Here is a 22,781-nt window from a genome sequence, read left to right as displayed (position 1 = left end):
GGTCTCGGGGTTCTGTCCCTGCGCCGGCGGCACCGCCGGGGCGGGCCCGCCGGGTCCGGGCGGTGGAGGCGCCTGCGGCGCGGGCGATCCCGGCTTGTTCGCGGCGGCGCTGGCTTTGTCCGCGTTGGCGGGCTTGGCTCCCGCGCTGTTTCCCATGAAGGCGATGACGACAGCGGCCACGATCCCGATCACGACGACCGCGATACCAATGGCCAGGCCTCTGCGCCGCCAATAGATCTCGGTGGGTAGCGGGCCACGCGGTTCCAGATCGAGCACGTTCGCAGCGTAAGCCCAGGTCACACCGATTCGGCTGACCCGCCTCGGCGTGTCGCCGGGTTTGCTGGCCGACCGCCGTGTTAGTGGCGCCCGGGCTTCGGCCGGGCCGGTGCCCTATTCGCCTATGTCGCCGACGTGGTCGCACAACGCCGCCCGGCCGTCGGCGAGGTGGTAGGTGACCCCGGCCACCCCGACCGTGCCCGCGGCCACCCGCTCGGCGATCGTGGTCGATCGCGACACGAGCTGCGCCACGGTTTCGCGCACATGACGTTCCTCGAACTCGTCGACGCGGCGCAGGCCCTCGCGGCGGCCCATCAGGATCGACGGCGTCACGCGTTCCACCACGTCGCGCAGGAAACCCCCGGGTATCGTGCCCTCGTCGATCGCGGCCAGGGCCGCCTTGACGGCGCCGCAGCTATCGTGACCCAGCACCACGATGAGCGGCACGTCGAGCACCGCCACGGCGAACTCGATGGAGCCGAGGACAGCCGAATCGATGGCCTGCCCGGCGGTGCGCACCACGAACATGTCGCCCAGGCCCTGGTCGAAGATGAGCTCCGCCGCCACCCGGCTGTCCGCGCAGCCGAACACCACGGCGGTGGGCTTCTGCCCGGTCGCCAGGCTGGCCCGGTGCTCGACGCTCTGGCTGGGATGCAGCGGCTTACCGGCGACGAATCGCTCGTTACCCTCTTGGAGTGACTTCCAAGCGGTTACCGGGCTGCTGTTAGGCATGGCTGACATCATGCCGCAAATGCCGGTTGCGGGCCCAGGATTCATATCAGTCACCAATCTTGTTCACTGGTACGAAAGTTCGCGCCGCGATCTGCCCTGGCGTGAACCCGGGGTGAACGCCTGGCAGATTCTGGTCAGCGAGTTCATGCTGCAGCAGACGCCGGTGTCCCGCGTGTTGCCGATCTGGACGGACTGGGTGCGGCGCTGGCCCACCGCGTCGGCCACCGCCGCGGCCAGCGCGGCCGACGTGCTGCGCGCGTGGGGCAAGCTGGGTTACCCGCGACGGGCCAAGCGGCTACACGAGTGCGCGATCGTGATCGCGCGCGACCACGGCGACGAGGTTCCCGAGGACGTCGACACCCTACTGACGCTGCCCGGTGTCGGCAGCTACACCGCGCGGGCCATCGCCTGCTTCGCCTACGGCCGGCGGGTTCCGGTGGTGGACACCAACGTTCGCCGGGTGGTGGCGCGCGTGGTGCACGGCCTGGCGGACGCGGGTCCGCCGTCCGCGACGCGCGATCACGCCGACGTGTCGGCGCTGCTGCCCGACGACGGGACCGCACCCAAGTTCTCCGTGGCGCTGATGGAACTGGGCGCGACGGTGTGCACGGCGCGCGCGCCGCGCTGCGGGCTGTGTCCGCTGGACCGGTGCGCATGGCGGCACGCCGGCTTTCCCGCCGCCCAGGGCCCGCCGCGGCGCGCCCAGACCTACGCCGGCACCGACCGTCAGGTTCGCGGCCGCTTGCTGGATGTGTTGCGCGCCAAGGATTTCCCGGTCACCAGGGCCGAGCTCGATGTGGCGTGGCTTACCGACACCGCGCAGCGCGACCGGGCGCTGTATTCGCTGCTCGCCGACGGCCTGGTGACGCAGACGCGCGACGGCCGGTTCGCGCTGGCCGGCGAGGAGTAGCGGCGGCCCTCAAAGGTCATTGCCGGCGTAGGACTGGTTGAAGCTTTTGTTGGCCAACGGGAAGTCGGGGACGATGGTATCGGCCATCGCGACCGGCAACGCGGGCCAATTGAACCACGACGGGTCGACGATTTTCGCGCGAGTGATGCGGCCGGCGGTGTCGGTTTCCACCCGGTGAACGATGGTGCCGCGCCAGCCCTCGACAATGCCGACCCCGCTGCAGGCCTGGCGCGGCGTGGGCATTGCCACTTCGTATTCGTTTGAGCCGCTGTGTGATTCGACCAAGTGACACACAATGTCGGTGGACGCGGCGAATTCCTGCTGCCGCACCGTGTAGCGCGCCAGTACGTCACCCACGTCGGATCCGGCCGCCACGACGGGCAGCGTCGTGATGGGATGCTCGAGCCGGGCGTCGGTGTGCACCCCGCTGGCCCGCGCAACGTAGCCGAGACAGCCGAGCGCCTGAGCGTCCTCGCGGGACAGCACGGCGGTACCGGAAAACCTGTCGTAGACCACGGAGTTACGCAGGGTCAGTTCGGCCACCTCGGCGACGTCGGCCGCAATGGCTCGCAACAGGCCGGGATCGGGCAGCGCTTTCACCGCGACCGCTCCGGGGCGGACCGCGTCGCGCAGCAGCCGATGTCCGGTGACCGACGCGTTGAGCCGCAGCAGTTGTTCGCGAACGCGTTGAGCGTGCACATTGGCCAGCCCGAACCCGACGTCGTTCGCGAGCGCGCCCAGGTCGGTGACGTGGTTGTAAAGACGTTCCAGCTCGACGAGCAGAGCCCGCAGCCGGTGCGCCCCGTCGGGCACTTCCACGCCGAGCGCGTCTTCGATGGCAAGGCTGTGGGCGAGCGCGTGGGCGGCGGAGGTATCGCCGCTGACCCGTTCGGCCAGCTCGACCGCACCGCCGGTCGGGCGGCCCTCGAACAGCTTTTCCAGGCCCCGGTGCACGAACCAAAGCCGGGCCTTGAGGCGCACGATGGTTTCACCGGCGACCGAGAAGCGGAAGTGGCCGGGCTCGATCAGTCCCGCGTGCACCGGGCCCACCGGGATTTCATAGACGCCCGGCCCCTCGACGGTGACGAACGGAAAATGCCCGTCACCCTCGAATTCCGGAGGTGGTGCGGCGGAGCACCGCATGGGATACCAATGCTCGGGCCAGTGCGCATGCCGCACCAGCCGCCGCAACTTGGGATGCCCGACGGGGCGAATCCCGTACAAATCCGCCATCTCACGCTCGAATCGGCCGGCCGGGAACGACAGGTACGCCAGCGAGCGCACCACCGGGTCACGAGTCGGCACAACGCATTCCAGTTCAATGCGGCGGTCCGGCGCACCGGCGAGGAACAGGTAGACGATGCGCAGCACGCCGTCGTCGTCGTGTGCGGCCACCAAACCCAGCCGAAATCCGTTGTCCAACAGCTGCTCCGACACATCGGCCAGCTCGTCCTGCGACACCCTGTGTCGTGCGAAATCGTGGCTCACGGCGATGCACCGACGATCCTGGCGGCGGCGGTAAACAGCTCGGTGAGCGGACCGGCGGTTACCCCGAGGGCTATCGACGCCGCGACACCAACAAGTAACGCCGCGGCGATCGTTTCCGGCACAACGATTTTCGGCGCAATCTGCGATGCGCCGGTAACGCTGCCGAGCAGAATACGGCCCGAGTTACGCACCAGTGCGGCGAAGCCGATCGCGATCGCGAGCATGCCCGCGCCCAGAATCCAGCTCAGCCGCGCATCGGCGAGCGATCGGGCGATGGCCAGCTCGCTAGCGAACATCGCGAACGGCGGCAACCCGAGCAACACGATCACCCCGACGGCGATGGACGCCCCTATCAGGCGGGAGCGCCGCAGCACCGCAGTGATGTCGGCGATGGCGGTGGAATTGTGCGCCGCCTGCAGTTGACCGCTGGCCAAAAACAGCACCGTCTTCCCGATCCCGTGCGCGAGCACGTGCAGCAGCAGTGCGGCGATCGCCAGCGTGGTGCCGGCTGCCGCGGCGATCGCGATCAGGCCCATGTTCTCCATCGAGGAATAGGCCAGCATGCGTTTGATGTCGGGTGTCACGGTCAGCATCAGGGCGGCGATGACCAGCGTCGCCAGTCCGATCACCAGCAGGCCGGACCGCAAGAAGGTGGGCCCGGTCGCCGTGTCGACGATCGGTTTGATGCGTACCAGTACGGAGACGGCTACCGATAGCAGCACCCCGCTCATCAGCGCCGAAACGGGCGCGGGAGCCTGGCTGTGGGCGTCGGCCAGCCAAGTGTGGAACGGGAAAAGCCCGGCCTTGGCGCCATATCCGATCAGTAGCAGCCCGCCGGCCAGTCGCGCGGTGCCAGGATCGAGCTTCGCCGCGTACGCGGTCAACGCGTCGAGGTTCAGCGCCGCCACGGCGGGCGCGCCGGCATGCTCGGCGGCGTAATACAGCAGCACGGTCCCAAAAAAAGCGATCGCGATCCCGACCGAGCAAATGACCACGTATTTCCAGGTCGCTTCGAGCGCCGTACGGGTGCGACGATGCCCGACGAGAAAGGCGGTGATCACCGTGGTGGCTTCGATTGCGACCCAGACGACTCCGATGTTGTTGGCGCACACCGCAACAACCATCGCCGCCAGAAACGCCGCCGTCAACACGCCGTAGGTTCGCGCACCGCGCGCGTCGGTGTGGCCGTGGGCGAGTTCGGCGTCGACATAACCGATGCTGGCCCAAGTGGCCAGTGTCGCAACGGTTCCGATGACGATCAGCATGGTGACGCTCAGCGCGTCCACCCGCAGCAGGCCGCCCAGGGCGAGCCGCGGCCCGGATCCGGCGGCACAGGCCAGCGCCACCCCACACGCCAGGACGGTCGCCGCCGAGAACACAGTCGCAGTCGCGGTTGCCCGGCGCCACCCGCCGATCCAGGTCGCGATCGACGCGGCGATCGGAGACAGCATCGCGGCGAGGAGCAAACCGGTCATCAGTCGTGCAACTCCTGCAAAGCGTCGAGGTCGGCGCCGCCGAACGCACCGGTGATGCGCCCGGTCAACACGCCGATCACGAGAACGGCGAAAAGGACGTCCAGCGAGGCACCGAGTTCCACGATGAGCGGAACGCCCGCGGTGAGCAAGAACGCGGTGGCGGCAATTCCATTGTCCAGCATGAGGAACCCGGCGGCCTGCGACACCGCATGCCGCCGCGTGACCATGACGAACAGCGCGACCAGAACCGCCGCCGAAGCGGCCGGGACCGCGGCGGTTGTCGCCCCCGGCCGCAGGTGCACCAGGGAGTGCGTGGCCGCGAACGCCACCAGCGTCAGGGCGGCGGTGATCAGCAGCGATGTCGCGGTGTTGACCAACGGCGTGGCCTCGCGGTGACGATCCGGCGTGGTGCGGGCTGCCTTGGCCAGCAGCCGCGGCAGTATCACCACCCGCAACGCGAAGACCGCTAGGCCCACGGCGATCAGCGCGGCATCGCGGGCGTACACGCCGCGCAGAATGGGGATTGCCGACAGAGCGACGCCCTGCCACGCCAGCAGGTGCACGATGGCGCCCAGATCGCGGCGCCACACGACCAACACGGCGGCCAAGATCATCCCCCCGGCCGCGAAGTCGACCAGTACGGCAAACGTATTGCCCGTCATGCCGGCACCCCGAAGAAATTGGCGGCGATCACCGCGAGCAACGCCAACACGAATGAGCCGGCCAGCAATTCGGGCACCCGGAAGAGCCGAAGCTTGGCCATGAACAGCTCGACGGTGGCCAGGACTCCCGCCAGGACGGCGACTTTCGCGGCCACCGCCGCCAACCCCGCGACAATGTCGATCGCGCCGGGCTCGCTGCCCGCTATGCCCCACGGCGCGAACAGGTTGGCCAACAGCGCCAGCAACACGGTCAGACGCATGCCGGCCGCCCACTCGACCAGAGCGAGGCGGGGGCCGGCGTATTCCAGGACCATCGCCTCGTGCACCATCGTCAGCTCGAGGTGGGTCGCCGGGTTATCCACCGGAAGGCGCCCGGTCTCGGCGACGATCACGATCACCAGGGCGACGAAGGCCAGCACCGCCGCCAGCGACACCGCCTGACCGGGATGGGCGACGGTATGTGCAACCAGCGCACCGAGATTGGCCGACCCGGCCGGCACGGAGAGCGCGAAGACGGCGAGCAAGATGGTGGGCTCGACCAACGCGGCGATGGTGATCTCGCGACTGGCCCCCATGCCGCCGAACGACGTGCCGGTGTCGATTCCGGCCAGCGTCAACGCCACGGTGCCCAAGAACAGCAGGCCGACGACGGCAACCATGTCGGCGCTGGTGTCCAGTGGCGATCCGATCGCGACCAGCGGCGCGATCGCCGCGACCAGCAGCGTCGACGCGGCGACCACTACGGGCGCCGCCGCGAACACCACCGTCGTTCCGAGCGGTTTGATCTGTTGCTTGCCAAGCTGTTTGACGATGTCGCGCCACGGCTGCAGGACCCCCGCACCGATGCGTCCCTCCCAGCGGGACCGCACCTGCCGGGTCAGGCCCACTACGAGCGGTGAACCGCCGACCACGGCACCGAGCTGCACCGAACCCGCGGCATAGGACAGCGCGCTCATCGAGCGACCACCAGCACCGTCAGGACGCCGAGCGCGCCGTATGCCAGGTACAGGTGGATGCTGCCGGTGTGGGCGCGCCGCACCATAGCCGCGGCCGTCGCAACCATCTGCAGCACCGGTGAATAGAAGTGTTCTTCTATCGCATCGGCGATGCGGGTGCGATAGACGATCTTCTCGGCGAAATATCTGGACTCGGCGGCGTGCGTGATCTCGATATCGGTGTCGGGCCGCAACACGTCGTCGAAGACTCGCTGCAACGGTTCGGCGAAAGAGGTTGCGGTGTATTGCATGCGGGCGGACAGATCGTCCGCGCCACAAGCCCACAGCGGCAAGTCGGCGGGCTCGGGCCGAATCCGCCTACGCCATTGCGCGAGCGCCGCCGCGATCAACGCGGCCACGACCAAGGCGGCGGCGATGATCCCGGGCGCCACCGACCCCTGCAGACCGGGCAGCCGTATCACGGTGCCGAAATCGGTGAACTGCGCCGCCCGCGCCGCGGGTAGCGCGGCGAGCGCCCGGCGCAGCGCGGGCGCGGCAACCGAGGGCACCAGCGCGAGAACCACACAGGCGGCGGCCGCGACGACCATACCGGCCACCATGCTGGGCGACGCCTCACGCGCCCGGGCGGCCCGGTCGCTACGCGGCCGGGCCAAGAACCCGATCCCGAACGCCTTGACCATCGCCGCCACACCCAGACCCGTGGTGAGCGCGACGGCACCCACGGCCAGCGGCGTGGTCAACGCCAGGAGGGTGGCATGGCCGGACGCCGTGTGGATCAGCGACTGCACCAGCAACCACTCGCTGAGAAACCCCGCCCCGAGCGGTAATCCACACGCCCCGAGCGCGGCCACGCCGAACAGGATGGTGGTCGCCGGCATCCGGCGGGCCAACCCGCCCAGCCGATCGAGGTCACGCAGCCCCGTCGCGGCCAGCACCGACCCCGCCGCCAGAAAGCCGAGACTCTTGAACGCGGCGTGCGCCATCAGGTGCAGCATGGCGGCGGCCGAGGCGATCACCGCCGGCCCGGCGGCGCCCGACGCCGCGAACAGGGTCGCGGCGCCCAGCGCGAGCGTGATCAACCCGAGATTCTCGGTTGTCGAATACGCCAGTAGCCGTTTGAGATCCGTGGCCACCGAGGCCTGCACCACGCCGTAAAGCGCGGAGATGGCGCCGATGGCCATTAAGGTGAGTCCCCACCAGCGTGGCCCCGGCCCGAGCAGCTGCAGATCGATCCGGCAGATGCCGTACACCCCGAGGTTGACCATCGCCGCGCTCATCAGCGCCGACACCGGGCTGGGCGCTTCCGGGTGTGCCCGAGGCAACCACGCGTGCAACGGCACCAGACCGGCCTTGGACCCGAACCCGGCCACTGTCAGAACAAATACGGCGGTGCAGGTGCCCGACGAGACCCGGTGCAAGTCGGAGAACCGGTCCGCGCCGCCGGCGGCTGCCAGCACCACCAACCCGACCAGGATCGACACGAAACCCAACTGGGTCATCACGGCGTACACCAGCGCAGCGGAGCGCACCTGGGCGCGGGTGTGCTCGGCCAGCACCAGCACCAATGACGCGACCGCCATCAATTCCCAGGCGAGCAAAAACGTGGTCGCCGCCCCCGCGGCGGGCACCAGCAGCATCGCCGCGACGAACACCGGCAATGCGGTTAGCGTGGCCCGGCTCAGGTGCCCGTGCCGGGCGTACCCGATCACGTAGACACCGACCACGACCGCGACCGCCCCCGCGATCGACATGAAGAACCCGCCCAGCGGATCCAGATCCAGCTGCACACCGGACAGCGGAAGCAACCAGCCGACGTGAACCGCACGAACCGTGCCGAACATTCCCAGCAGGCCCGCCCATACGCCGCCGGCACCGAGCAGCGATGTCAGAGCACCCGCCAGGGCGGGCCCGAAGTCGCTGCGCCGCACCAGCTCCGGCCCGATCGCCTCGCTGGTCGCCAGTTCTACGGTCACCTGCCGGTCACCGACCTCAGCGCGGCGACGATCTGGTCCGGGGTTGGTGGACATCCGGGGATCTCGACGTCGACGGGCACCACGTCGGCCACCGCGCCGACGACGCCGTAGGCGTCTTTGAAGACACCCCGGTTCAGGGCGCAGTCGCCACAGGCAATCACCCGGCGGGGGTGCGGGGTGGCGGCGACCGTGGTCCGAAGTGGCCCGGCCATGTTGCGTGTCACGACGCCGGTCACCAGCAACGCATCCGCGTGGCGCGGCGAGGCCACCAGACGCGCCCCGAACCGCTCGACGTCGTACACCGGTCCGAACGCACCGGATATCTCCACTTCGCACCCGTTGCACGAACCCGCGTCGACATGCCGGACCTGAACCGAACCACGCACTTGGGCAATCGGTTTCATCGACGTCTCCGGCGCGGGCGCGGCGGGTTCGGTGATGCGGCCCACCCGCAGGGCCTTGCCGATCCAGCCCACCGACCTACCCCGCCCTACTCCGCGCCACCGGCGCGCAGGTCCTCTAGCATCGCGACGCGATCGCTGAGCACCCCGGTGAGAACCTTGCGCGCCACCAACAGCAGCTCGGCGATGTCCGGCGAGGCGATCGAGTAGATCATGGTGTTTCCGTCCCTGAGCGCGTCGACCACGCCGGCCCGGCGCAGCACGCCCAGCTGCTGCGACAGATTCGACGCTTCGAGGCCAACCTCGGGCAGCAACTCGCCGACCGATTTGTCCCCCGCCACCAGCAGCTCGAGAATCCTGATCCGCGCCGGATGCGCCAACGTCTTGAAGAACTCGGCCTTGAGCTTGTACAACGGCTCCGACACGACACCAATCCCCGACAACTACAGAACTTCGCTATTCGAACAGTTGAAGAAGTTATCATATGTTGTTGCCGTCTTCATCTCGGGCGGCGCCGTACGGCTGTGATCAGCGTCGCGGACGCGGCGTGGCCAGGAAAGACTCCACCGCTTGGCGGTACTCCCCGGGCGCTTCGTCGTGGATCAGGTGACCCGCTCGCGCGACATACAAATACGTTGCCGCGGCCACACTTTCGGCCATCTGTCGCATCTGGCCCGGCGGGGTGACGGAGTTGCCGGCCTCGATGAGCAGCGCGGGGGCTCGCACCGCGCGCCACTGTGCCCAGTAGTCGCGGGTGCCCCATTCCGCGGCGATCTCGATCCACCGCGCGGTGTGCCCGTGCAGCCGCCAACCGGTTTCGGTGCGGTCGAAGGCCTCCAGGAAATACCGGCCGGCGACCGGGCCGAACTCCGCGAAAACCCGTTCGGCGGAATCGAATTCGACCGGAAGGGCATGCAGCCACGGTTCCCAGGGCCCGGTGGTGCGGCCGCGGAAGTCCGGCGCCATGTCCTCGAGCACCAAGGCGGACACCAGTTCCGGGTGCTCGGCGGCCAAGCACCACGAATGCAGGGCGCCCATCGAATGCCCGACCATCCGCACCGGACCGGCCAGCGCGCTCACCGCGTCGGCCAGATCGGCCACGAACCGTTCGGTGCTGATCGGGTGCGGATCGGCGACGTCGCGGCCCCGGTGCCACAACGCGTCGTAGGTGTAGACGGTGCCCAGCCGGGTCAGCCACGGCAGCTGGCGCGCCCAGGTGGTTCCCCGCCCCATCAGGCCGTGCGCCAGCACCAGCGGGTCACCGTCTCCCCCGTGGCACGTCAACAGATCGCCGGGCATAGCACCATCTTGCGTGCACCGCCCACGGCCCCGGCGCCGGGATGGGGGGTAGCCTTGCGGCATGTCGCCAGTGGTGAAGATCAACGCAATCGAAGTACCCGCCGACGCCGGCCCGGAGCTGGAGAAGCGGTTCGCCCACCGGGCGCACGCCGTCGACAACCAGCCCGGCTTCCTCGGCTTCCAGCTGCTCCGCCCCATCAAGGGCGAGAACCGCTACTTCGTGGTGACGCAGTGGGAGTCCGAAGAGGCATTCCAGGCGTGGGCACAGGGGCCCGCCATCGAAGCGCACTCGGGGGAGCGGGCGAAGCCGGTGGCCACCGGGGCCTCGCTGCTGGAATTCGAGGTTGTGATGGACGTTGCCGGCAACAAGCAGGCTGGCTAGCGGCATATCGGCCCGGCGCCGCGCATTGACGCTGAGCGCGGCCGCCGCACTGGTAGTGACGCTGGCGCCCGGCTGCGCCCCCAATCCCTCCCCGCAGGCGAACGCGGCGAATCCGGGACGGCAGATCGACATCCGGACCCCGCCCGGCATCCGGGCCCAGCAGACGCTCGACATGCTCAACTCGGACTGGCCCATCGGCCCGGTCGGGGTCGGCACCCTCGCCGCACCCGACAAGGTCGAGTCGGTGGAGGCCACCATGGAGGCGCTGTGGTGGGACCGTCCGTTCACCCTCAACGGCGTCGACCTGGGCGCGAGCGTGGCGACCCTGCACCTGACCTCGTCCTACGGCGCCCGACAAGACATCCGGATCCACACCGACGACGGCGGTTACGTGGATCATTTCGACCTCGACACCCAGGCGCCCACCATCAACTCCTGGCACGACATCGACGCGGTGCTGGGCAAGACCGGCGCGCGCTACTCCTATCAGGTCGCCAAGGTCAACGACGGGCACTGCGACCCGGTGGCCGGCACCAACACGCACCAATCTTTGCCGCTGGCATCCATTTTCAAGCTCTACGTGTTGCACGCGCTGGCGGGCGCGATCAAGGACGGCACGGTGTCCTGGGATGACCAGCTGACCGTCACCGAAAAAAGCCGCGCCGTGGGCTCGTCGGGATTGGCATTGCCTGCCGGAGCGCATGTTTCGGTGCGCACGGCCGCCGAGAAAATGATCGCCACCAGTGACAACATGGCCACCGACTTGCTGATCGGGCGGATGGGCACGCACGCGATCGAACAAGCGCTCGCCACGGCCGGGCATCACGACCCGGCCAGCATGACCCCGTTCCCCACCATGTACGAGTTGTTCTCCATCGGCTGGGGTAGGCCCGACCTGCGCAGCCGATGGGAGCACGGGTCGCCGCAAGTCCGTGGGCAGTTGCTCGAGCAAGCGAATTCGACACCGTACGACCCGGATCCGATGCGGGCGCACTCGCCGGCGTCCTCCCATGGCGCGGAGTGGTACGGCAACGCCGAAGACATCTGCCGGGTTCATGCGGCGCTGCAGGCCGACGCCGCCGGCAAGGCGGCACCGGTGCGCGAGATCCTGTCCGCGGTCGCGGGCATCCAGCTCGACCACAATGTCTGGCGCTACATCGGCGCGAAAGCCGGTGGCCTGCCGGGCGATCTGACGTTCAGCTGGTACGCCGTGGACAAGACGCAGCAACCCTGGGTGGTCAGCTTCCAGCTCAACTGGCCGCGCGATCATGGGCCGACGGTGACCGGCTGGATGCTGAAGATCGCCAAGCAGGCCTTCGCGCTGATCGCCCCTCGCTAGCCAGTACGCGAACGCGCATGAGCAGCCGCGAATCGCTCCTGGACACCTTTCCGGGACGCCTGTTCATCAAGGGCATCCTTTCCGGTTACGGGTCCGGTGGGCCGGTAGCCCTCATCCAAAAAGCCAGCTGAGCGGTCAGCCGCTATCTGTAATCCTATGAGTGCCTCGAGGTAGCGCACTTCGATGTGAACGAACCGCGGCTTCGCCAGTACGACGCCGAAGGGCTTGCGGCTTTGAAAGGGCTACTCACGTTTGCCTCGCCGCAGATTCATCATGGGACGATCAGCGAGTTAGGCAGACCAAGCGTCCGCAATCGAAATCCGTTGAGTCCGTTGCCAGATAACGCATTCTGGACCTCTACGCCGCTCGCTGATGGCGAGGACTCATGGACGGTCTGCGGCGAAAACCTGAGACGCGAAAGTCCTCGATGGGAGCTGCATTTCGACGTCACGCGCGTCCGCGTCGCACGGATCGAATCCGCTCGCGATTGGGCGGACCTGATCGACTCGAACACCGCCACAAGACGCGGGGGCTGCAAGTATCCGGACTGGCCGGCGATCGCGCAGTCCTGGGATGCGGTCCACTGTCACCCGCGGGATTGCTACTGGCTCATCCCAAGATTTCGAGCACGCCGTTGAAGGCGACCGACGGGTCCGGACACGCGCACAGCCCAGCGGGCCCTACACCAGCGTCGCCGCCTGGTCCGCGGTCTCCACGGCCTGGCTACACGAACCTCCGGACGCGGAATTCAGGCCGGCACGCGTTGCCACATCCTGGTTCACAGGCGCAAGGTCCAGCGACCACCCCGGAAATGCATCACGACCCGGCCGACCGGCTGCACGTCGACCCGCCAAAACGAGGCCGGGGCGGCGTCCAGCGCCGCCACGATCGCCGCCCGGATCACCGCCGGATGCGTCACCGCCACCGTGCGTAATGGGTTGGCGGTCAACGACTCCAGCCAGTGCGACACACGCGAGATCAGGTCGGCGATCGATTCACCGCCGTGCGGCGCGGCGCCCGGCCGGCTCAGCCACGCCTCGAGTTCCGCGGGCGGCAGGGCCGCGAGCGCTTCGCCGCGCCACCGTCCGCAGTCAAGGTCGGCCAACTGGGGCTCGGTCTGGGCATGCAGGCCAAGCAGTTTCGCGGTCTGCCGGGCGCGCCGTTCGGGTCCGGACAGCTGGCGCTGCGCGGCACCGGCGACGCCGGCCGCCTGTTCGACCTGGCGGCGGCCGATCGCATTCAGCGGTTCGTCTGAGGGAAAGCGGCCGTCCGCCATGGCATCCGTCATGCCATGCGAGAGCATGGTAAGCCGGACGACGCCGGTCACGCCGCGATGCTCGACGCGTGCTGTGTCCGCACCGCGAGCAGCCGTCCGCTGATGACGGCGAACATCAGACCGATCCCCGCCCACAACACCAGCTGCGTGGCCAGCGACAGCAACCTGAACTCGTACAGGACGTCGGCGGGAAATCCCGGGTAGATGATGGTCCCCGCGGCGTCGCGCAGCGGTTCGGGTGTCTCGTCCACCCCTGGCAGCAACACCGCCACCACGACGATCGCCACCAGATAGGCCGCGACCGCAAGCGATCTCGCGTTCCACGCACCGAACCGGGCGGCGAGGCGCCGCGCCAGCACTACCGCGCCGATTGCCAGCACCACCGACACCAGCACCATCACCAGGTACCAGCCGGTGCGCGCCCCGATCGTGTCGGCCTGCCCGACCGCCGGCGGGTTCGGCGGATACTTCACGAACGGCACCAGGTACACGGCCCCGAACGCGCCGGCCGCCAAGGCCAGCGAAAGCGCTTGCGGCCGGCCGACTTCCGTTCGCGCGTAGACGACGCTGAACAGCACGGCGAACAGCGCGCCCATGGCGAGGCCGAAGATCAGCACACCGAATCCCAGTCCCGGGCCCGACTGCACGCCGCGGGTGAACAGCTCGGCCCCGTGCTCGTGCACGCCGTGCGCGTTCTCGGCGTCGGTGCGGCCGTCCTCAAAGGCGATCGCGCGGCCGATCACGGGCTCGACGCACAGGCGGGCGAAAACGAACGCCAGCACCGCGCCGACGGCACCCGCCAGAAGACCGCCCGCGATTAGGCGTTTCTCCACGGGACCGGGTCAGTGGCAGGGGAAGCCGAGGAGGTGCCGCGCGTCGTGCACGAATTCGTGCACGTGCGAGTCGCTGCCGAACAACGACACCGCCCCCTGATCGACGCCGACAAAGTACAGCGCCAGCAACGCGAGGAAGACGGTCGCCGCCAGCCAAAGCGCGGTGCTTGCCGCCGAAAGATCGATCGATCGGGTGCGGCTGCCGGTTAGCTGCGGATGGGACACAATCGGCTCCTTCTGGGGATAACGCGTCCCCGCTGGGTGTGACGAGTCTCGGGTCTGACTTTGCACAGTGGCGCGACCGTTCTGGATTCTCACCAGATTCCGTGACACGTCGATGACAACGGTCAGTGTAGGGTGCAGCGAAAACGGGCGGTAGTCCGACTGAGACAAGGTCGATGGCGGCGACCCGCTTCGCCCGGCTTCGCCGCGCTCGCGATCGCCGCGCCGCCCGTTTTCCGTTGGTTCGCTACTGCGCGTCCGGCCCCTGGTCGCCGGCGCTGTGCGCCCCCGCCTTGGCCAGGTCCGGCTCGGCCGGCGGCTTGCGGGTCCCGGTGAAGGTGAACGTCGCGTCCTCGCCGGCGCTTTCGCCGTCCCAGTTGTCGACGTCGACCGTGACGATCTGACCCGGACCGACCTCTTCGAAGAGGATCTTCTCCGACAGCTGATCCTCGATCTCGCGCTGAATGGTGCGCCGCAGCGGACGGGCACCCAGCACCGGGTCGAAGCCGCGCTTGGCCAACAACGCCTTGGCCTTGTCGGTCAGCTCCATCGACATGTCCTTGGCCTTGAGCTGCTTGCCGACGCGCTCGATCATCAGGTCGACCATCCGGATGATCTCGTCGCGGGTCAGCTGGTGGAAGACGATGATGTCATCGATGCGGTTGAGGAACTCCGGGCGGAAGTGCTTCTTGAGCTCGTCGTTGACCTTCTGCTTCATCCGCTCGTAGTTGTTGTCACCGCCGCCCTGGGTGAAGCCCAGGCCCACCGGCTTGGAGATGTCGGACGTGCCGAGGTTCGAGGTGAAGATCAGCACGGTGTTCTTGAAGTCCACCGTGCGGCCCTGGCCGTCAGTGAGCCGGCCGTCCTCGAGGACCTGCAACAGGCTGTTGTAGATCTCCTGATGGGCCTTCTCGATCTCGTCGAACAACACCACCGAGAACGGCTTGCGCCGCACCTTCTCGGTGAGCTGACCGCCCTCTTCGTAACCGACGTATCCCGGGGGCGCGCCGAACAGCCGCGACGCGGTGAACCGGTCGTGGAACTCGCCCATGTCGATCTGGATGAGCGCGTCGTCGTCGCCGAATAGGAAGTTGGCCAGTGCCTTGGACAGCTCGGTCTTACCGACACCGGACGGGCCGGCGAAGATGAACGAACCCGACGGGCGCTTGGGGTCTTTCAGCCCGGCCCTGGTGCGGCGGATCGCCTTGGAGACGGCCTTGACGGCGTCCTCCTGGCCGATGATCCGCTTGTGCAGCTCGTCCTCCATGCGCAGCAGCCGGGTCGTTTCGGCCTCGGTGAGCTTGAACACCGGGATACCGGTCCAGTTACCCAGCACCTCGGCGATCTCGTTGTCGTCCACCTCAGCGACCACGTCGAGATCGCCCGAGCGCCATTGCTTTTCGCGCTCGGCGCGCTGGGCGACCAGTTGCTTCTCGCGGTCGCGCAGGCTGGCCGCCTTCTCGAAGTCCTGGGCGTCGATCGCCGATTCCTTCTCCCGGCGCGCCTCGGCGATCTTCTCGTCGAACTCGCGCAGGTCTGGCGGCGCGGTCATCCGGCGAATCCGCATCCTCGCCCCGGCCTCGTCGATCAGGTCGATCGCCTTGTCGGGCAGGAACCGGTCGTTGATGTAGCGGTCGGCCAGGGTGGCCGCGGCCACCATCGCGCCGTCGGTGATCGACACCCGGTGGTGCGCCTCGTAACGGTCGCGCAGACCCTTGAGGATCTCGATGGTGTGCTCCACCGTCGGCTCACCCACCTGCACCGGCTGGAAGCGGCGCTCCAGCGCGGCGTCCTTCTCGATGTACTTGCGGTACTCGTCGAGCGTGGTGGCGCCGATGGTCTGCAGCTCGCCGCGGGCCAGCTTCGGCTTGAGGATGCTCGCCGCATCGATCGCGCCCTCGGCGGCGCCGGCACCCACCAGGGTGTGCAGCTCGTCGATGAACAGGATGATGTCGCCGCGGGTGTTGATTTCCTTGAGCACCTTCTTCAGGCGCTCCTCGAAATCACCGCGGTAGCGGCTGCCCGCCACCAGCGAACCCAGGTCCAGGGTGTAGAGCTGCTTGTCCTTCAGCGTCTCGGGAACCTGGCCGTGCACGATGGCCTGCGCCAGGCCCTCGACGACGGCGGTCTTGCCGACGCCGGGCTCGCCGATCAGCACCGGGTTGTTCTTGGTCCGCCGGCTCAGCACCTGCATCACCCGCTCGATTTCCTTCTCGCGGCCGATGACCGGGTCCAGCTTGCCTTCCATCGCGGCGGCCGTCAGGTTGCGGCCGAACTGGTCGAGAACCAGCGACGTCGACGGGCTGCCGGACTCGCCGCCGCGCCCACCGGTGCCGGCCTCGGCGGCCTCCTTGCCCTGGTAGCCGCTCAGCAACTGGATCACTTGCTGGCGCACCCGGGTCAGCTCGGCGCCGAGCTTGACCAGCACCTGCGCGGCCACGCCCTCACCCTCGCGGATCAGGCCCAACAGGATGTGCTCGGTGCCGATGTAGTTGTGGCCGAGCTGCAGCGCCTCGCGCAGGCTCAGCTCCAGCACCTTCTTGGCGCGGGGCGTGAACGGAATGTGCCCGGACGGCGCCTGCTGCCCCTGGCCGATGATTTCCTCGACCTGGCTGCGCACGCCCTCGAGCGAGATGCCCAGCGACTCCAGCGACTTCGCCGCGACGCCTTCACCCTCATGAATCAAACCCAACAGGATGTGCTCGGTGCCGATGTAGTTGTGGTTGAGCATCCGGGCCTCTTCTTGAGCCAGGACGACGACCCGCCGTGCTCGGTCGGTGAATCTTTCAAACATCGGGTTACCTGCTCTCCCTCAACATCGGTACAAACTAGTTAGCGGCCCTTCGAGCAATCCTGCCGGTGTCCTGTGGCCGGAATCGCGTACCTGCTTCCACTGTAATGGTCGGCTTGCCGGCGGGCCTAACCTTGGCGGCGCCATCTTCACTGCGGACCCGCCCGGTCTTCGGGTCGTCTTTCCAGGACCATCTCACCTGCGACTGCCTGCGGCGTCGCGCGCCGTAACTGAAGAAACGTCGTGGACTTCCAATTCGTTTCCCAGGCCGCCCGACTATTGTTTCGCGCCCAGCGAAACGACAAACCGGCGCCCGGGCTCGGGGCCCGGGCGCCGGTTTGTACGGCCGCTACGTCGCCGCGTGGAATGCGTCGATCACGTCGGCCGGGATGCGGCCACGCGTCGACACGTTGTGCCCGTTCCGGCGGGCCCAGTCGCGGATCGCTGCGCTCTGCTCACGGTCGATCGCGCCGCGCCCGCGTCCCGAGCCGGAACGCCCGCGCCGCCGGCCGCCGACCCGGCGGCCGGCCTCCACCCATTGCTTGAGATCGCCGCGAAGTTTTGCGGCATTCTTGGACGAAAGATCAATCTCGTAGGTCACCCCGTCAAGCCCAAATTCCACCGTTTCGTCGGCCGCGCCGGCACCGTCGAAATCATCGACCAAGGTGACGGTCACTTTTTTTGCCATTGGCTTACCCTCGCATTTCGTCCTGAGCGGATACTGAGCAGATTGGATCGACCTCCCCGGTCACCAATCTGCCATAACAGCGAAGCATACTCAATCTGTACCTAAGCCGCACAGTTGAAACTTTGAACTACGACTGCGGCCGAACAATCGGGAACAAAACTGTCTCTCGAATTGACAGGCCGGTCAAAGTCATCAACAACCTGTCGATACCCATTCCCGTTCCCGTGCATGGCGGCATCGCATACTCGAGTGCTACGAGGAAATCCTCATCGAGCACCATAGCTTCGTCGTCGCCCGCGGCGGCGGCACGCGCTTGCGCGGCGAACCTCTCGCGCTGCACGACGGGATCGTTCAGTTCGGAGTACCCGGTGGCCAGCTCGACCCCACGCACATAGAGGTCCCACTTCTCGGTGACGCCCGCGATGCTGCGGTGCTGGCGCGTCAAAGGCGTTGTCTCGACCGGGAAATTCCGCACGAACACCGGCGCGAAGAGCTCATTGCCGACCGTGTGCTCCCAGAGCTCCTCGACGATTTTCCCGTGCCCGTAGCCCCGATCGCGGGGGATCTCCACGCCGAGGCGATCGGCGATGCCGAGCAGTTGTTCGACCGACGTGTCGGGCGTGATCTCTTCACCGAGCGCCGCGGACAGTGACGGGTACATTTCTATGGAAGCCCATTCTCCGTCTATGTCGTACACACTGCCGTCGGGCAGCAAGAGTTGTCGGGTTCCGATCGCCTCATCGGCCACCTCTTGAATAAGCTCGCGCGTCACTACTGCCGAATCGTCATAGGTGCCGTACGCCTGGTAGGTCTCCAGCATGGAGAATTCCGGAGAATGGGTTGAATCCGCACCTTCGTTTCTGAACACGCGATTAAGTTCGAAAACCCTGTCGAAACCGCCGACGACGCATCGCTTGAGGAACAGTTCCGGCGCGATCCTCAAGTAGAGATCGATGTCGAGCGCATTGGAATGCGTGATGAAGGGCCGCGCCGCCGCGCCACCGGCCAGCGTCTGCAACATTGGGGTTTCGACTTCGAGAAACCCGCGCCGTTCCAACGCGTTGCGGATCGCCCGGACGACCGCGATCCGCTGCCGGGCCACCGAGCGCGCCTGGGGCCGCACGATCAGGTCGACGTAGCGCTGCCGTACCCGCGCCTCCTCGCTCATCTCCTTGTGCGCGACCGGCAGCGGACGCAACGACTTGGACGCCATCTGCCACGAGTCGGCCAGCACGGATAATTCGCCGCGCCGTGAGCTGATCACGTTGCCGTGCACGTAGACGATGTCGCCGAGGTCGACGTCGGCCTTCCACGCGTCGAGGGATTGCTGGCCGACCTTGTCGAGGCTGATCATCACCTGCAGGCTGGTGCCGTCGCCCTCCTGCAGCGTGGCGAAGCAGAGTTTGCCGGAGTTGCGGGAAAAGATCACCCGGCCGGCGACACCGACCACGTCGTCGGTCGCGGTGTCCACGGGCAGGTCGCGGTGGGCGGCGCGGACCTGCGCCAGCGTGTGGGTGCGTTCGACGGCGACGGGGTAGGGGTCATGCCCCCCGGCGAGCAGCCGAGCGCGCTTATCGCGGCGGATTCGGTACTGCTCGGGAATGTCTAGGTCGTCGGCACTCACGACGTGCCAGCTTAAAGGACCGGGCTTTGATGGCGCGGTGACGTCAGCGGGCCGGCTTGAGCCGGCCGCGCTGGGCGTCGCGGTTGCGTTCGAAGATCAGTTGCAGGCCGTGCAGGGTCAGGTGCTGGTCGTAGTGGCTGACCGTCTGCAGTTCGGGCAGCAGCAGCGGCGCGGTGTGACCGGTGGCGACGATCGCAACGTCGTCGCCGGCAAAGCCGTCCACGTCCTCGCGGATGCGCCTGACCAGGCCGTCGACCAGCCCGGCGAAACCGAACACCGCACCGGCCTGCATGCACTCGACGGTGTTCTTGCCGACCACGGAACGGGGCCGGGTCAACTCCACCCGGCGCAGCGCCGCCGAGCGGGCCGCGGCGGCATCGGAGGACACCTGCAATCCGGGCGCGATCGCGCCGCCGAGGAATTCGCCCTTGGCCGACACGACGTCCACACAGATCGAGGACCCGAAGTCGATGACGATGGCGGGGCTGTTGAACCGGTGAAAAGCCGCCAAGCAGTTGACGATCCGGTCGGCTCCGACTTCCTTGGGGTTGTCGACGAGCAGCGGAATGCCGGTGCGCACCCCGGGCTCGATCAGCACGTGGGGCACCGACGGCCAGTACTGGTCGAGCATTAGCCGTACCTCATGTAGCACCGAGGGGACCGTCGACAGCGCCGCGGCGCCGGTCAGCCGTTCGGAGTCGTCGCCGATGAGGCCGTCGATGGTCAGCGCCAGTTCGTCGGCGGTGATCTCGGCTTCGGTGCGAATCCGCCACTGCTGCACGACTTTTGCGTGCTCTTTAGACCCCGTTATCAGCCCGACGACGGTGTGGGTGTTACGGACGTCGATCGCCAGCAGCACGGCTACCGCGCAACGATCCGGGGATCCAGCAGCTCGGCCGCGTCCGAGGGCACGAACGCCGGATCGTCGCCGAGGTCGATCGGCTTGTTGTCGGCGTCGACGAAGACGATCCGGGGCCGGTACGCCCGCGCCTCGGCCTCTTCCATGGTGCCGTAGGCGATCAGGATCACCAAGTCGCCCGGGTGCACGAGATGTGCTGCCGCGCCGTTGATTCCGATCACCCCGCTGCCGCGTTCGCCGGTGATCGCGTAGGTGACCAGCCGGGCGCCGTTGTCGATGTCGACGATGGTCACCTGTTCGCCCTCGAGCAGGTCCGCGGCGTCCATCAGATCGGCGTCGATGGTCACCGAGCCGACATAGTGCAAATCCGCCTGCGTGACGGTGGCCCGGTGGATCTTCGACTTCAGCATCGTCCGTAGCATCAATTCCTCCAGGATGATTGGGCGTATTGTCCGTCCGGCCCAGCGGTGCCGGCGGGTGTTTCGATCTGCATTTCGATGTTGTCCAGCAGCCGGGTGGCGCCCAGCCGCGCCGCGACCAGCAGCCGGGCCGAGCCGTGGGCGGGCACCGGGCCCAGGCCGGCGTCGCGCAACTCGAGGTAGTCGACGGTCAGATCGGGCACGGCGTCGAGCACCGCGCGCGCCGCGGCGAGTGCGGCCGCGCCGCCATGGTGCGCTGCATGCGCGCCGGCGGTCAGCGCCGCCGAAAGCGTCACGGCCAGTTCGCGTTGGGTGGGGTCTAAGTAGCGGTTGCGCGACGACATCGCCAGACCGTCGGACTCCCGGACGGTCGGCACCCCGACGACTTGCGTGTCGATGTTGAGGTCGGCAACCATCTGGCGGATCAGCACCAGCTGCTGATAGTCCTTCTCGCCGAAGAAGATCCGGTCCGGGCGCACGATCTGCAGCAGCTTGCACACCACGGTCAGCACGCCCGCGAAATGGGTGGGCCGAACGCCGCCCTCGAGCTCGGCGGCCAGCGGTCCGGGCTGCACGGTGGTGCGCAGCCCGTCGGGATACATCGCGGCGGCCGTGGGGGCGAAGACGATTTCGACGCCCTCGGAGCGCAGCAGGGCTACGTCGTCGTCCAGGGTCCGCGGGTAGGCGTCGAGGTCCTCGCCGGCGCCGAACTGCAGCGGATTGACGAAGATCGACACCACGACCACCGCACCGGGCACCCGCTTGGCCGCACGCACCAACGCCAGGTGCCCGTCGTGCAGCGCGCCCATGGTGGGCACCAACATCACCCGGCGGCCGGTCTGGCGCAGGGCCCGGCTGACGTCGGTGACGTCGCGCGGGCCGGAGTAGAGGTTGAGTTCACCCGCCGCGAAGGCCGGCGGCCTGCCGGGGCTCATGACGACAGCACTTCGACGACGTCCTGGGGTGCGTGCGCGCGCCGGGCGGTCCGCAGGGCGTTCACCCGGTAGGCCTGCGCCAGCTCCGGGGAGACCTGGGTCAGCGCCGCCAGATGCCCGGCGACCGCGGCCGCGTCGCCACGGGCGACCGGGCCGGTCAACGCGGCCTGCCCGCGCTGCAGGGTGTTGTCCAGGGCGGCCCGGGCCAGCGGGCCGATGATGCGTTCGGCGATGCCGCCCGGCTGGTCGTCGACGGACTGTTGGCCGAGCAGTTCGCTGCCGCGCAGGGCGGCGCGCAGCGCATCGAGCGCGTCGGCGACCACGGTCACCAGGTGGTTGCCGGCGTGGGCCAACGCGGCGTGGTACAGAACGCGGGCGTCTTCGGCCACGCAGAAAGGTTCCCCACCCATCTCCAGGACCAGCGATTGCCCGATCGCGTACCCGACCTCGTCGGCGGCGGTGACGCCGAAGCAGGAATCCGCCAGCCGGCTGATGTCTTCGTCGGAGCCGGTGAACGTCATCGCCGGGTGAATCGCGAGCGGGATGCAGCCGTCCCGGGCCAGCGGCTCGAGGACGCCGATCCCGTTGGCGCCGGAGGTGTGGACCACGATGGTTCCGGGCCGCACGGCCGACGTCGCCGCCAGCCCGGACACCAGCCCGGCGAGTTCGCTGTCGGGAACGGCGAGCAGCAGCAGCTCGGCACCGGCGGCCACGTCCGGCGGCGTCGCCACCGGCGTGTCGGGCAGCCGGCGTTGGGTGCGCTGCCGCGACGCATGGGAGATGGCGCTACAAGCCACCACGACGTGGTCCGCGCGCTCCAGCGCGACACCGAGGGCGGTGCCGACCCTTCCGGCCGAGATGATTCCCACCTTCAGCCGAGCCGGGCGCAGACCGTCGAACTGCACCATCGCAGACGACCTCACAGATATCTTGTTCGTTCCGGTCCCACCTGGTGGGTACCGTTCGGTCACTACGACTGTAGTCGATTACCAGGCGATACCCAATGTGAGGAAGCTCCCAGCTCAGCCCTCGCGGCGGCGTCGCCGGCCGCCTTCGGAGGGCTGCACCTGCAGGCGGGCCAGCAGATCGGCGACCGACTGGCCGCCCGTCGAGGAGCCTTCCCGTCCGCCGTCGGGGCCGTCTGGCCGCGGGTCGCCGCCGTGCCGGGGCGCCTGCTCGGGTGCCGGGGGCGGTGCCAGGCGCGGTGGCGGCGGCGCGCCGGCGGACGGGCCCGGGTGCAC

General features: G+C 68.2%; 22 protein-coding genes and 2 pseudogenes. 3 read left to right on the top strand and 21 right to left on the bottom strand.

What is annotated here, in order from left to right:
- Together BST14_RS22835 and BST14_RS22830 are read right to left on the bottom strand one after the other, a co-directional pair.
- A pseudogene (locus BST14_RS22835) lies at nucleotides 1-276 on the bottom strand (hypothetical protein); the annotation flags it as partial.
- Between the two features lie 114 nt (nucleotides 277-390).
- Complete coding sequence (locus BST14_RS22830; protein WP_083066627.1) at nucleotides 391-1,008, bottom strand: carbonic anhydrase; 618 nt, start codon at nucleotides 1,006-1,008, stop codon at nucleotides 391-393.
- On the opposite strand from BST14_RS22830, the gene BST14_RS22825 reads away from it, so the two are divergent.
- Nucleotides 1,007-1,918, top strand: a complete 912-nt coding sequence (locus BST14_RS22825) for an HhH-GPD family protein (protein ID WP_083066626.1) — start codon at nucleotides 1,007-1,009, stop codon at nucleotides 1,916-1,918. The two genes, BST14_RS22830 and BST14_RS22825, sit on opposite strands and share 2 nt — an antisense overlap.
- Nucleotides 1,919-1,927: 9 nt before the next feature.
- Here BST14_RS22825 and BST14_RS22820 read toward each other — a convergent pair whose 3' ends face one another.
- The 8 genes from BST14_RS22820 to BST14_RS22785 all read right to left on the bottom strand — a co-directional run bounded on the left by BST14_RS22820 (nucleotide 1,928) and on the right by BST14_RS22785 (nucleotide 10,172).
- On the bottom strand, nucleotides 1,928-3,406 hold the full coding sequence (locus BST14_RS22820; RefSeq protein WP_083066625.1) for a hydrogenase large subunit: 1,479 nt from the start codon (nucleotides 3,404-3,406) through the stop codon (nucleotides 1,928-1,930).
- Complete coding sequence (locus tag BST14_RS22815) at nucleotides 3,403-4,881, bottom strand: proton-conducting transporter transmembrane domain-containing protein (protein WP_083066624.1); 1,479 nt, start codon at nucleotides 4,879-4,881, stop codon at nucleotides 3,403-3,405. Before BST14_RS22815 ends, BST14_RS22820 begins: the two co-directional genes overlap by 4 nt.
- Nucleotides 4,881-5,543, bottom strand: a complete 663-nt coding sequence (locus BST14_RS22810) for a hypothetical protein (protein WP_083066623.1) — start codon at nucleotides 5,541-5,543, stop codon at nucleotides 4,881-4,883. The genes BST14_RS22815 and BST14_RS22810 overlap by 1 nt, the downstream gene beginning before the upstream one ends.
- Complete coding sequence (locus tag BST14_RS22805; RefSeq protein WP_083066629.1) at nucleotides 5,540-6,490, bottom strand: respiratory chain complex I subunit 1 family protein; 951 nt, start codon at nucleotides 6,488-6,490, stop codon at nucleotides 5,540-5,542. The genes BST14_RS22810 and BST14_RS22805 overlap by 4 nt, the downstream gene beginning before the upstream one ends.
- 5 nt (nucleotides 6,491-6,495) lie before the next feature.
- The gene (locus BST14_RS22800) at nucleotides 6,496-8,472 is read right to left on the bottom strand and encodes a proton-conducting transporter transmembrane domain-containing protein (protein ID WP_438502199.1); all 1,977 of its coding nucleotides are present in this window, start codon (nucleotides 8,470-8,472) and stop codon (nucleotides 6,496-6,498) included.
- Nucleotides 8,469-8,948: an NADH-quinone oxidoreductase subunit B family protein gene (locus BST14_RS22795; protein WP_083066628.1), complete on the bottom strand. Its 480-nt coding sequence runs from the start codon at nucleotides 8,946-8,948 to the stop codon at nucleotides 8,469-8,471. The genes BST14_RS22800 and BST14_RS22795 overlap by 4 nt, the downstream gene beginning before the upstream one ends.
- Nucleotides 8,949-8,962: 14 nt before the next feature.
- Entirely contained in the window at nucleotides 8,963-9,298 is a 336-nt protein-coding gene (locus BST14_RS22790) for a lsr2/espR transcriptional regulator (protein ID WP_083066621.1), read from the bottom strand.
- Between the two features lie 103 nt (nucleotides 9,299-9,401).
- Nucleotides 9,402-10,172 carry an alpha/beta fold hydrolase gene (locus tag BST14_RS22785; protein ID WP_083066620.1) on the bottom strand — a complete coding sequence of 257 codons (771 nt, stop codon included), beginning with the start codon at nucleotides 10,170-10,172 and terminating at the stop codon, nucleotides 9,402-9,404.
- Nucleotides 10,173-10,233: 61 nt separating this feature from the next.
- Between BST14_RS22785 and mhuD the strand changes: the two genes are divergently transcribed.
- Nucleotides 10,234-10,554 (top strand): mycobilin-forming heme oxygenase MhuD, encoded by a 321-nt coding sequence (gene mhuD / locus BST14_RS22780; RefSeq protein WP_007772332.1) that lies wholly within the window; start codon nucleotides 10,234-10,236, stop codon nucleotides 10,552-10,554.
- Entirely contained in the window at nucleotides 10,529-11,893 is a 1,365-nt protein-coding gene (locus BST14_RS22775) for a serine hydrolase (protein WP_083066619.1), read from the top strand. The genes mhuD and BST14_RS22775 overlap by 26 nt, the downstream gene beginning before the upstream one ends.
- Nucleotides 11,894-12,671: 778 nt before the next feature.
- Here the strand turns inward: BST14_RS22775 and BST14_RS22770 are convergent.
- The 11 genes and pseudogenes from BST14_RS22770 to BST14_RS22720 form a co-directional block, all read right to left on the bottom strand.
- Complete coding sequence (locus BST14_RS22770) at nucleotides 12,672-13,220, bottom strand: histidine phosphatase family protein (protein ID WP_083066618.1); 549 nt, start codon at nucleotides 13,218-13,220, stop codon at nucleotides 12,672-12,674.
- On the bottom strand, nucleotides 13,217-14,002 hold the full coding sequence (locus BST14_RS22765) for a CbtA family protein (protein ID WP_083066617.1): 786 nt from the start codon (nucleotides 14,000-14,002) through the stop codon (nucleotides 13,217-13,219). The genes BST14_RS22770 and BST14_RS22765 overlap by 4 nt, the downstream gene beginning before the upstream one ends.
- Nucleotides 14,003-14,011: 9 nt before the next feature.
- On the bottom strand, nucleotides 14,012-14,227 hold the full coding sequence (locus BST14_RS22760; RefSeq protein WP_066868405.1) for a CbtB domain-containing protein: 216 nt from the start codon (nucleotides 14,225-14,227) through the stop codon (nucleotides 14,012-14,014).
- A 244-nt stretch (nucleotides 14,228-14,471) separates the two neighbouring features.
- Nucleotides 14,472-17,018, bottom strand: coding sequence for an ATP-dependent protease ATP-binding subunit ClpC (gene clpC1 / locus BST14_RS22755; RefSeq protein ID WP_083066616.1), 2,547 nt, complete (start codon nucleotides 17,016-17,018; stop codon nucleotides 14,472-14,474).
- Between the two features lie 346 nt (nucleotides 17,019-17,364).
- A complete protein-coding gene (lsr2, locus tag BST14_RS22750; RefSeq protein WP_066868403.1) occupies nucleotides 17,365-17,703 on the bottom strand; it encodes a histone-like nucleoid-structuring protein Lsr2 in 339 nt (112 codons plus the stop codon).
- 127 nt (nucleotides 17,704-17,830) lie between these two features.
- On the bottom strand, nucleotides 17,831-19,327 hold the full coding sequence (gene lysS, locus BST14_RS22745; protein ID WP_083066615.1) for a lysine--tRNA ligase: 1,497 nt from the start codon (nucleotides 19,325-19,327) through the stop codon (nucleotides 17,831-17,833).
- 43 nt (nucleotides 19,328-19,370) lie between these two features.
- Nucleotides 19,371-20,186 (bottom strand): type III pantothenate kinase, encoded by an 816-nt coding sequence (locus BST14_RS22740; RefSeq protein ID WP_083066614.1) that lies wholly within the window; start codon nucleotides 20,184-20,186, stop codon nucleotides 19,371-19,373.
- Nucleotides 20,187-20,188: 2 nt separating this feature from the next.
- Nucleotides 20,189-20,608 carry an aspartate 1-decarboxylase gene (gene panD, locus BST14_RS22735; RefSeq protein WP_083066613.1) on the bottom strand — a complete coding sequence of 140 codons (420 nt, stop codon included), beginning with the start codon at nucleotides 20,606-20,608 and terminating at the stop codon, nucleotides 20,189-20,191.
- A complete protein-coding gene (gene panC / locus BST14_RS22730; RefSeq protein ID WP_083066612.1) occupies nucleotides 20,608-21,540 on the bottom strand; it encodes a pantoate--beta-alanine ligase in 933 nt (310 codons plus the stop codon). The genes panD and panC overlap by 1 nt, the downstream gene beginning before the upstream one ends.
- The gene (locus BST14_RS22725) at nucleotides 21,537-22,448 is read right to left on the bottom strand and encodes a Rossmann-like and DUF2520 domain-containing protein (RefSeq protein WP_083066611.1); all 912 of its coding nucleotides are present in this window, start codon (nucleotides 22,446-22,448) and stop codon (nucleotides 21,537-21,539) included. Before BST14_RS22725 ends, panC begins: the two co-directional genes overlap by 4 nt.
- A gap of 114 nt (nucleotides 22,449-22,562) precedes the next feature.
- Nucleotides 22,563-22,781, bottom strand: a pseudogene (locus BST14_RS22720) (DUF6779 domain-containing protein); the annotation flags it as partial.

Source organism: Mycobacterium arosiense ATCC BAA-1401 = DSM 45069, from assembly GCF_002086125.1.
Classification (GTDB): Bacteria; Actinomycetota; Actinomycetes; order Mycobacteriales; family Mycobacteriaceae; genus Mycobacterium; species Mycobacterium arosiense.
Note: the sequence above shows the minus strand (reverse complement) of the source record. Positions and strands in the feature narration are given on the sequence as shown.

What these genes read in the sequence shown, in the direction of transcription:
- clpC1 (WP_083066616.1), bottom strand. Translation starts at nt 17,018, where the DNA reads ATGTTTGAAAGATTCACCGACCGAGCACGGCGGGTCGTCGTCCTGGCT.
- panC (WP_083066612.1), bottom strand. Translation starts at nt 21,540, where the DNA reads ATGAGCCCCGGCAGGCCGCCGGCCTTCGCGGCGGGTGAACTCAACCTC.
- BST14_RS22725 (WP_083066611.1), bottom strand. Translation starts at nt 22,448, where the DNA reads ATGGTGCAGTTCGACGGTCTGCGCCCGGCTCGGCTGAAGGTGGGAATC.
- BST14_RS22815 (WP_083066624.1), bottom strand. Translation starts at nt 4,881, where the DNA reads ATGACCGGTTTGCTCCTCGCCGCGATGCTGTCTCCGATCGCCGCGTCG.
- BST14_RS22810 (WP_083066623.1), bottom strand. Translation starts at nt 5,543, where the DNA reads ATGACGGGCAATACGTTTGCCGTACTGGTCGACTTCGCGGCCGGGGGG.
- BST14_RS22830 (WP_083066627.1), bottom strand. Translation starts at nt 1,008, where the DNA reads ATGCCTAACAGCAGCCCGGTAACCGCTTGGAAGTCACTCCAAGAGGGT.
- lsr2 (WP_066868403.1), bottom strand. Translation starts at nt 17,703, where the DNA reads ATGGCAAAAAAAGTGACCGTCACCTTGGTCGATGATTTCGACGGTGCC.
- BST14_RS22825 (WP_083066626.1), top strand. Translation starts at nt 1,007, where the DNA reads ATGGCTGACATCATGCCGCAAATGCCGGTTGCGGGCCCAGGATTCATA.
- BST14_RS22785 (WP_083066620.1), bottom strand. Translation starts at nt 10,172, where the DNA reads ATGCCCGGCGATCTGTTGACGTGCCACGGGGGAGACGGTGACCCGCTG.
- panD (WP_083066613.1), bottom strand. Translation starts at nt 20,608, where the DNA reads ATGCTACGGACGATGCTGAAGTCGAAGATCCACCGGGCCACCGTCACG.
- mhuD (WP_007772332.1), top strand. Translation starts at nt 10,234, where the DNA reads ATGTCGCCAGTGGTGAAGATCAACGCAATCGAAGTACCCGCCGACGCC.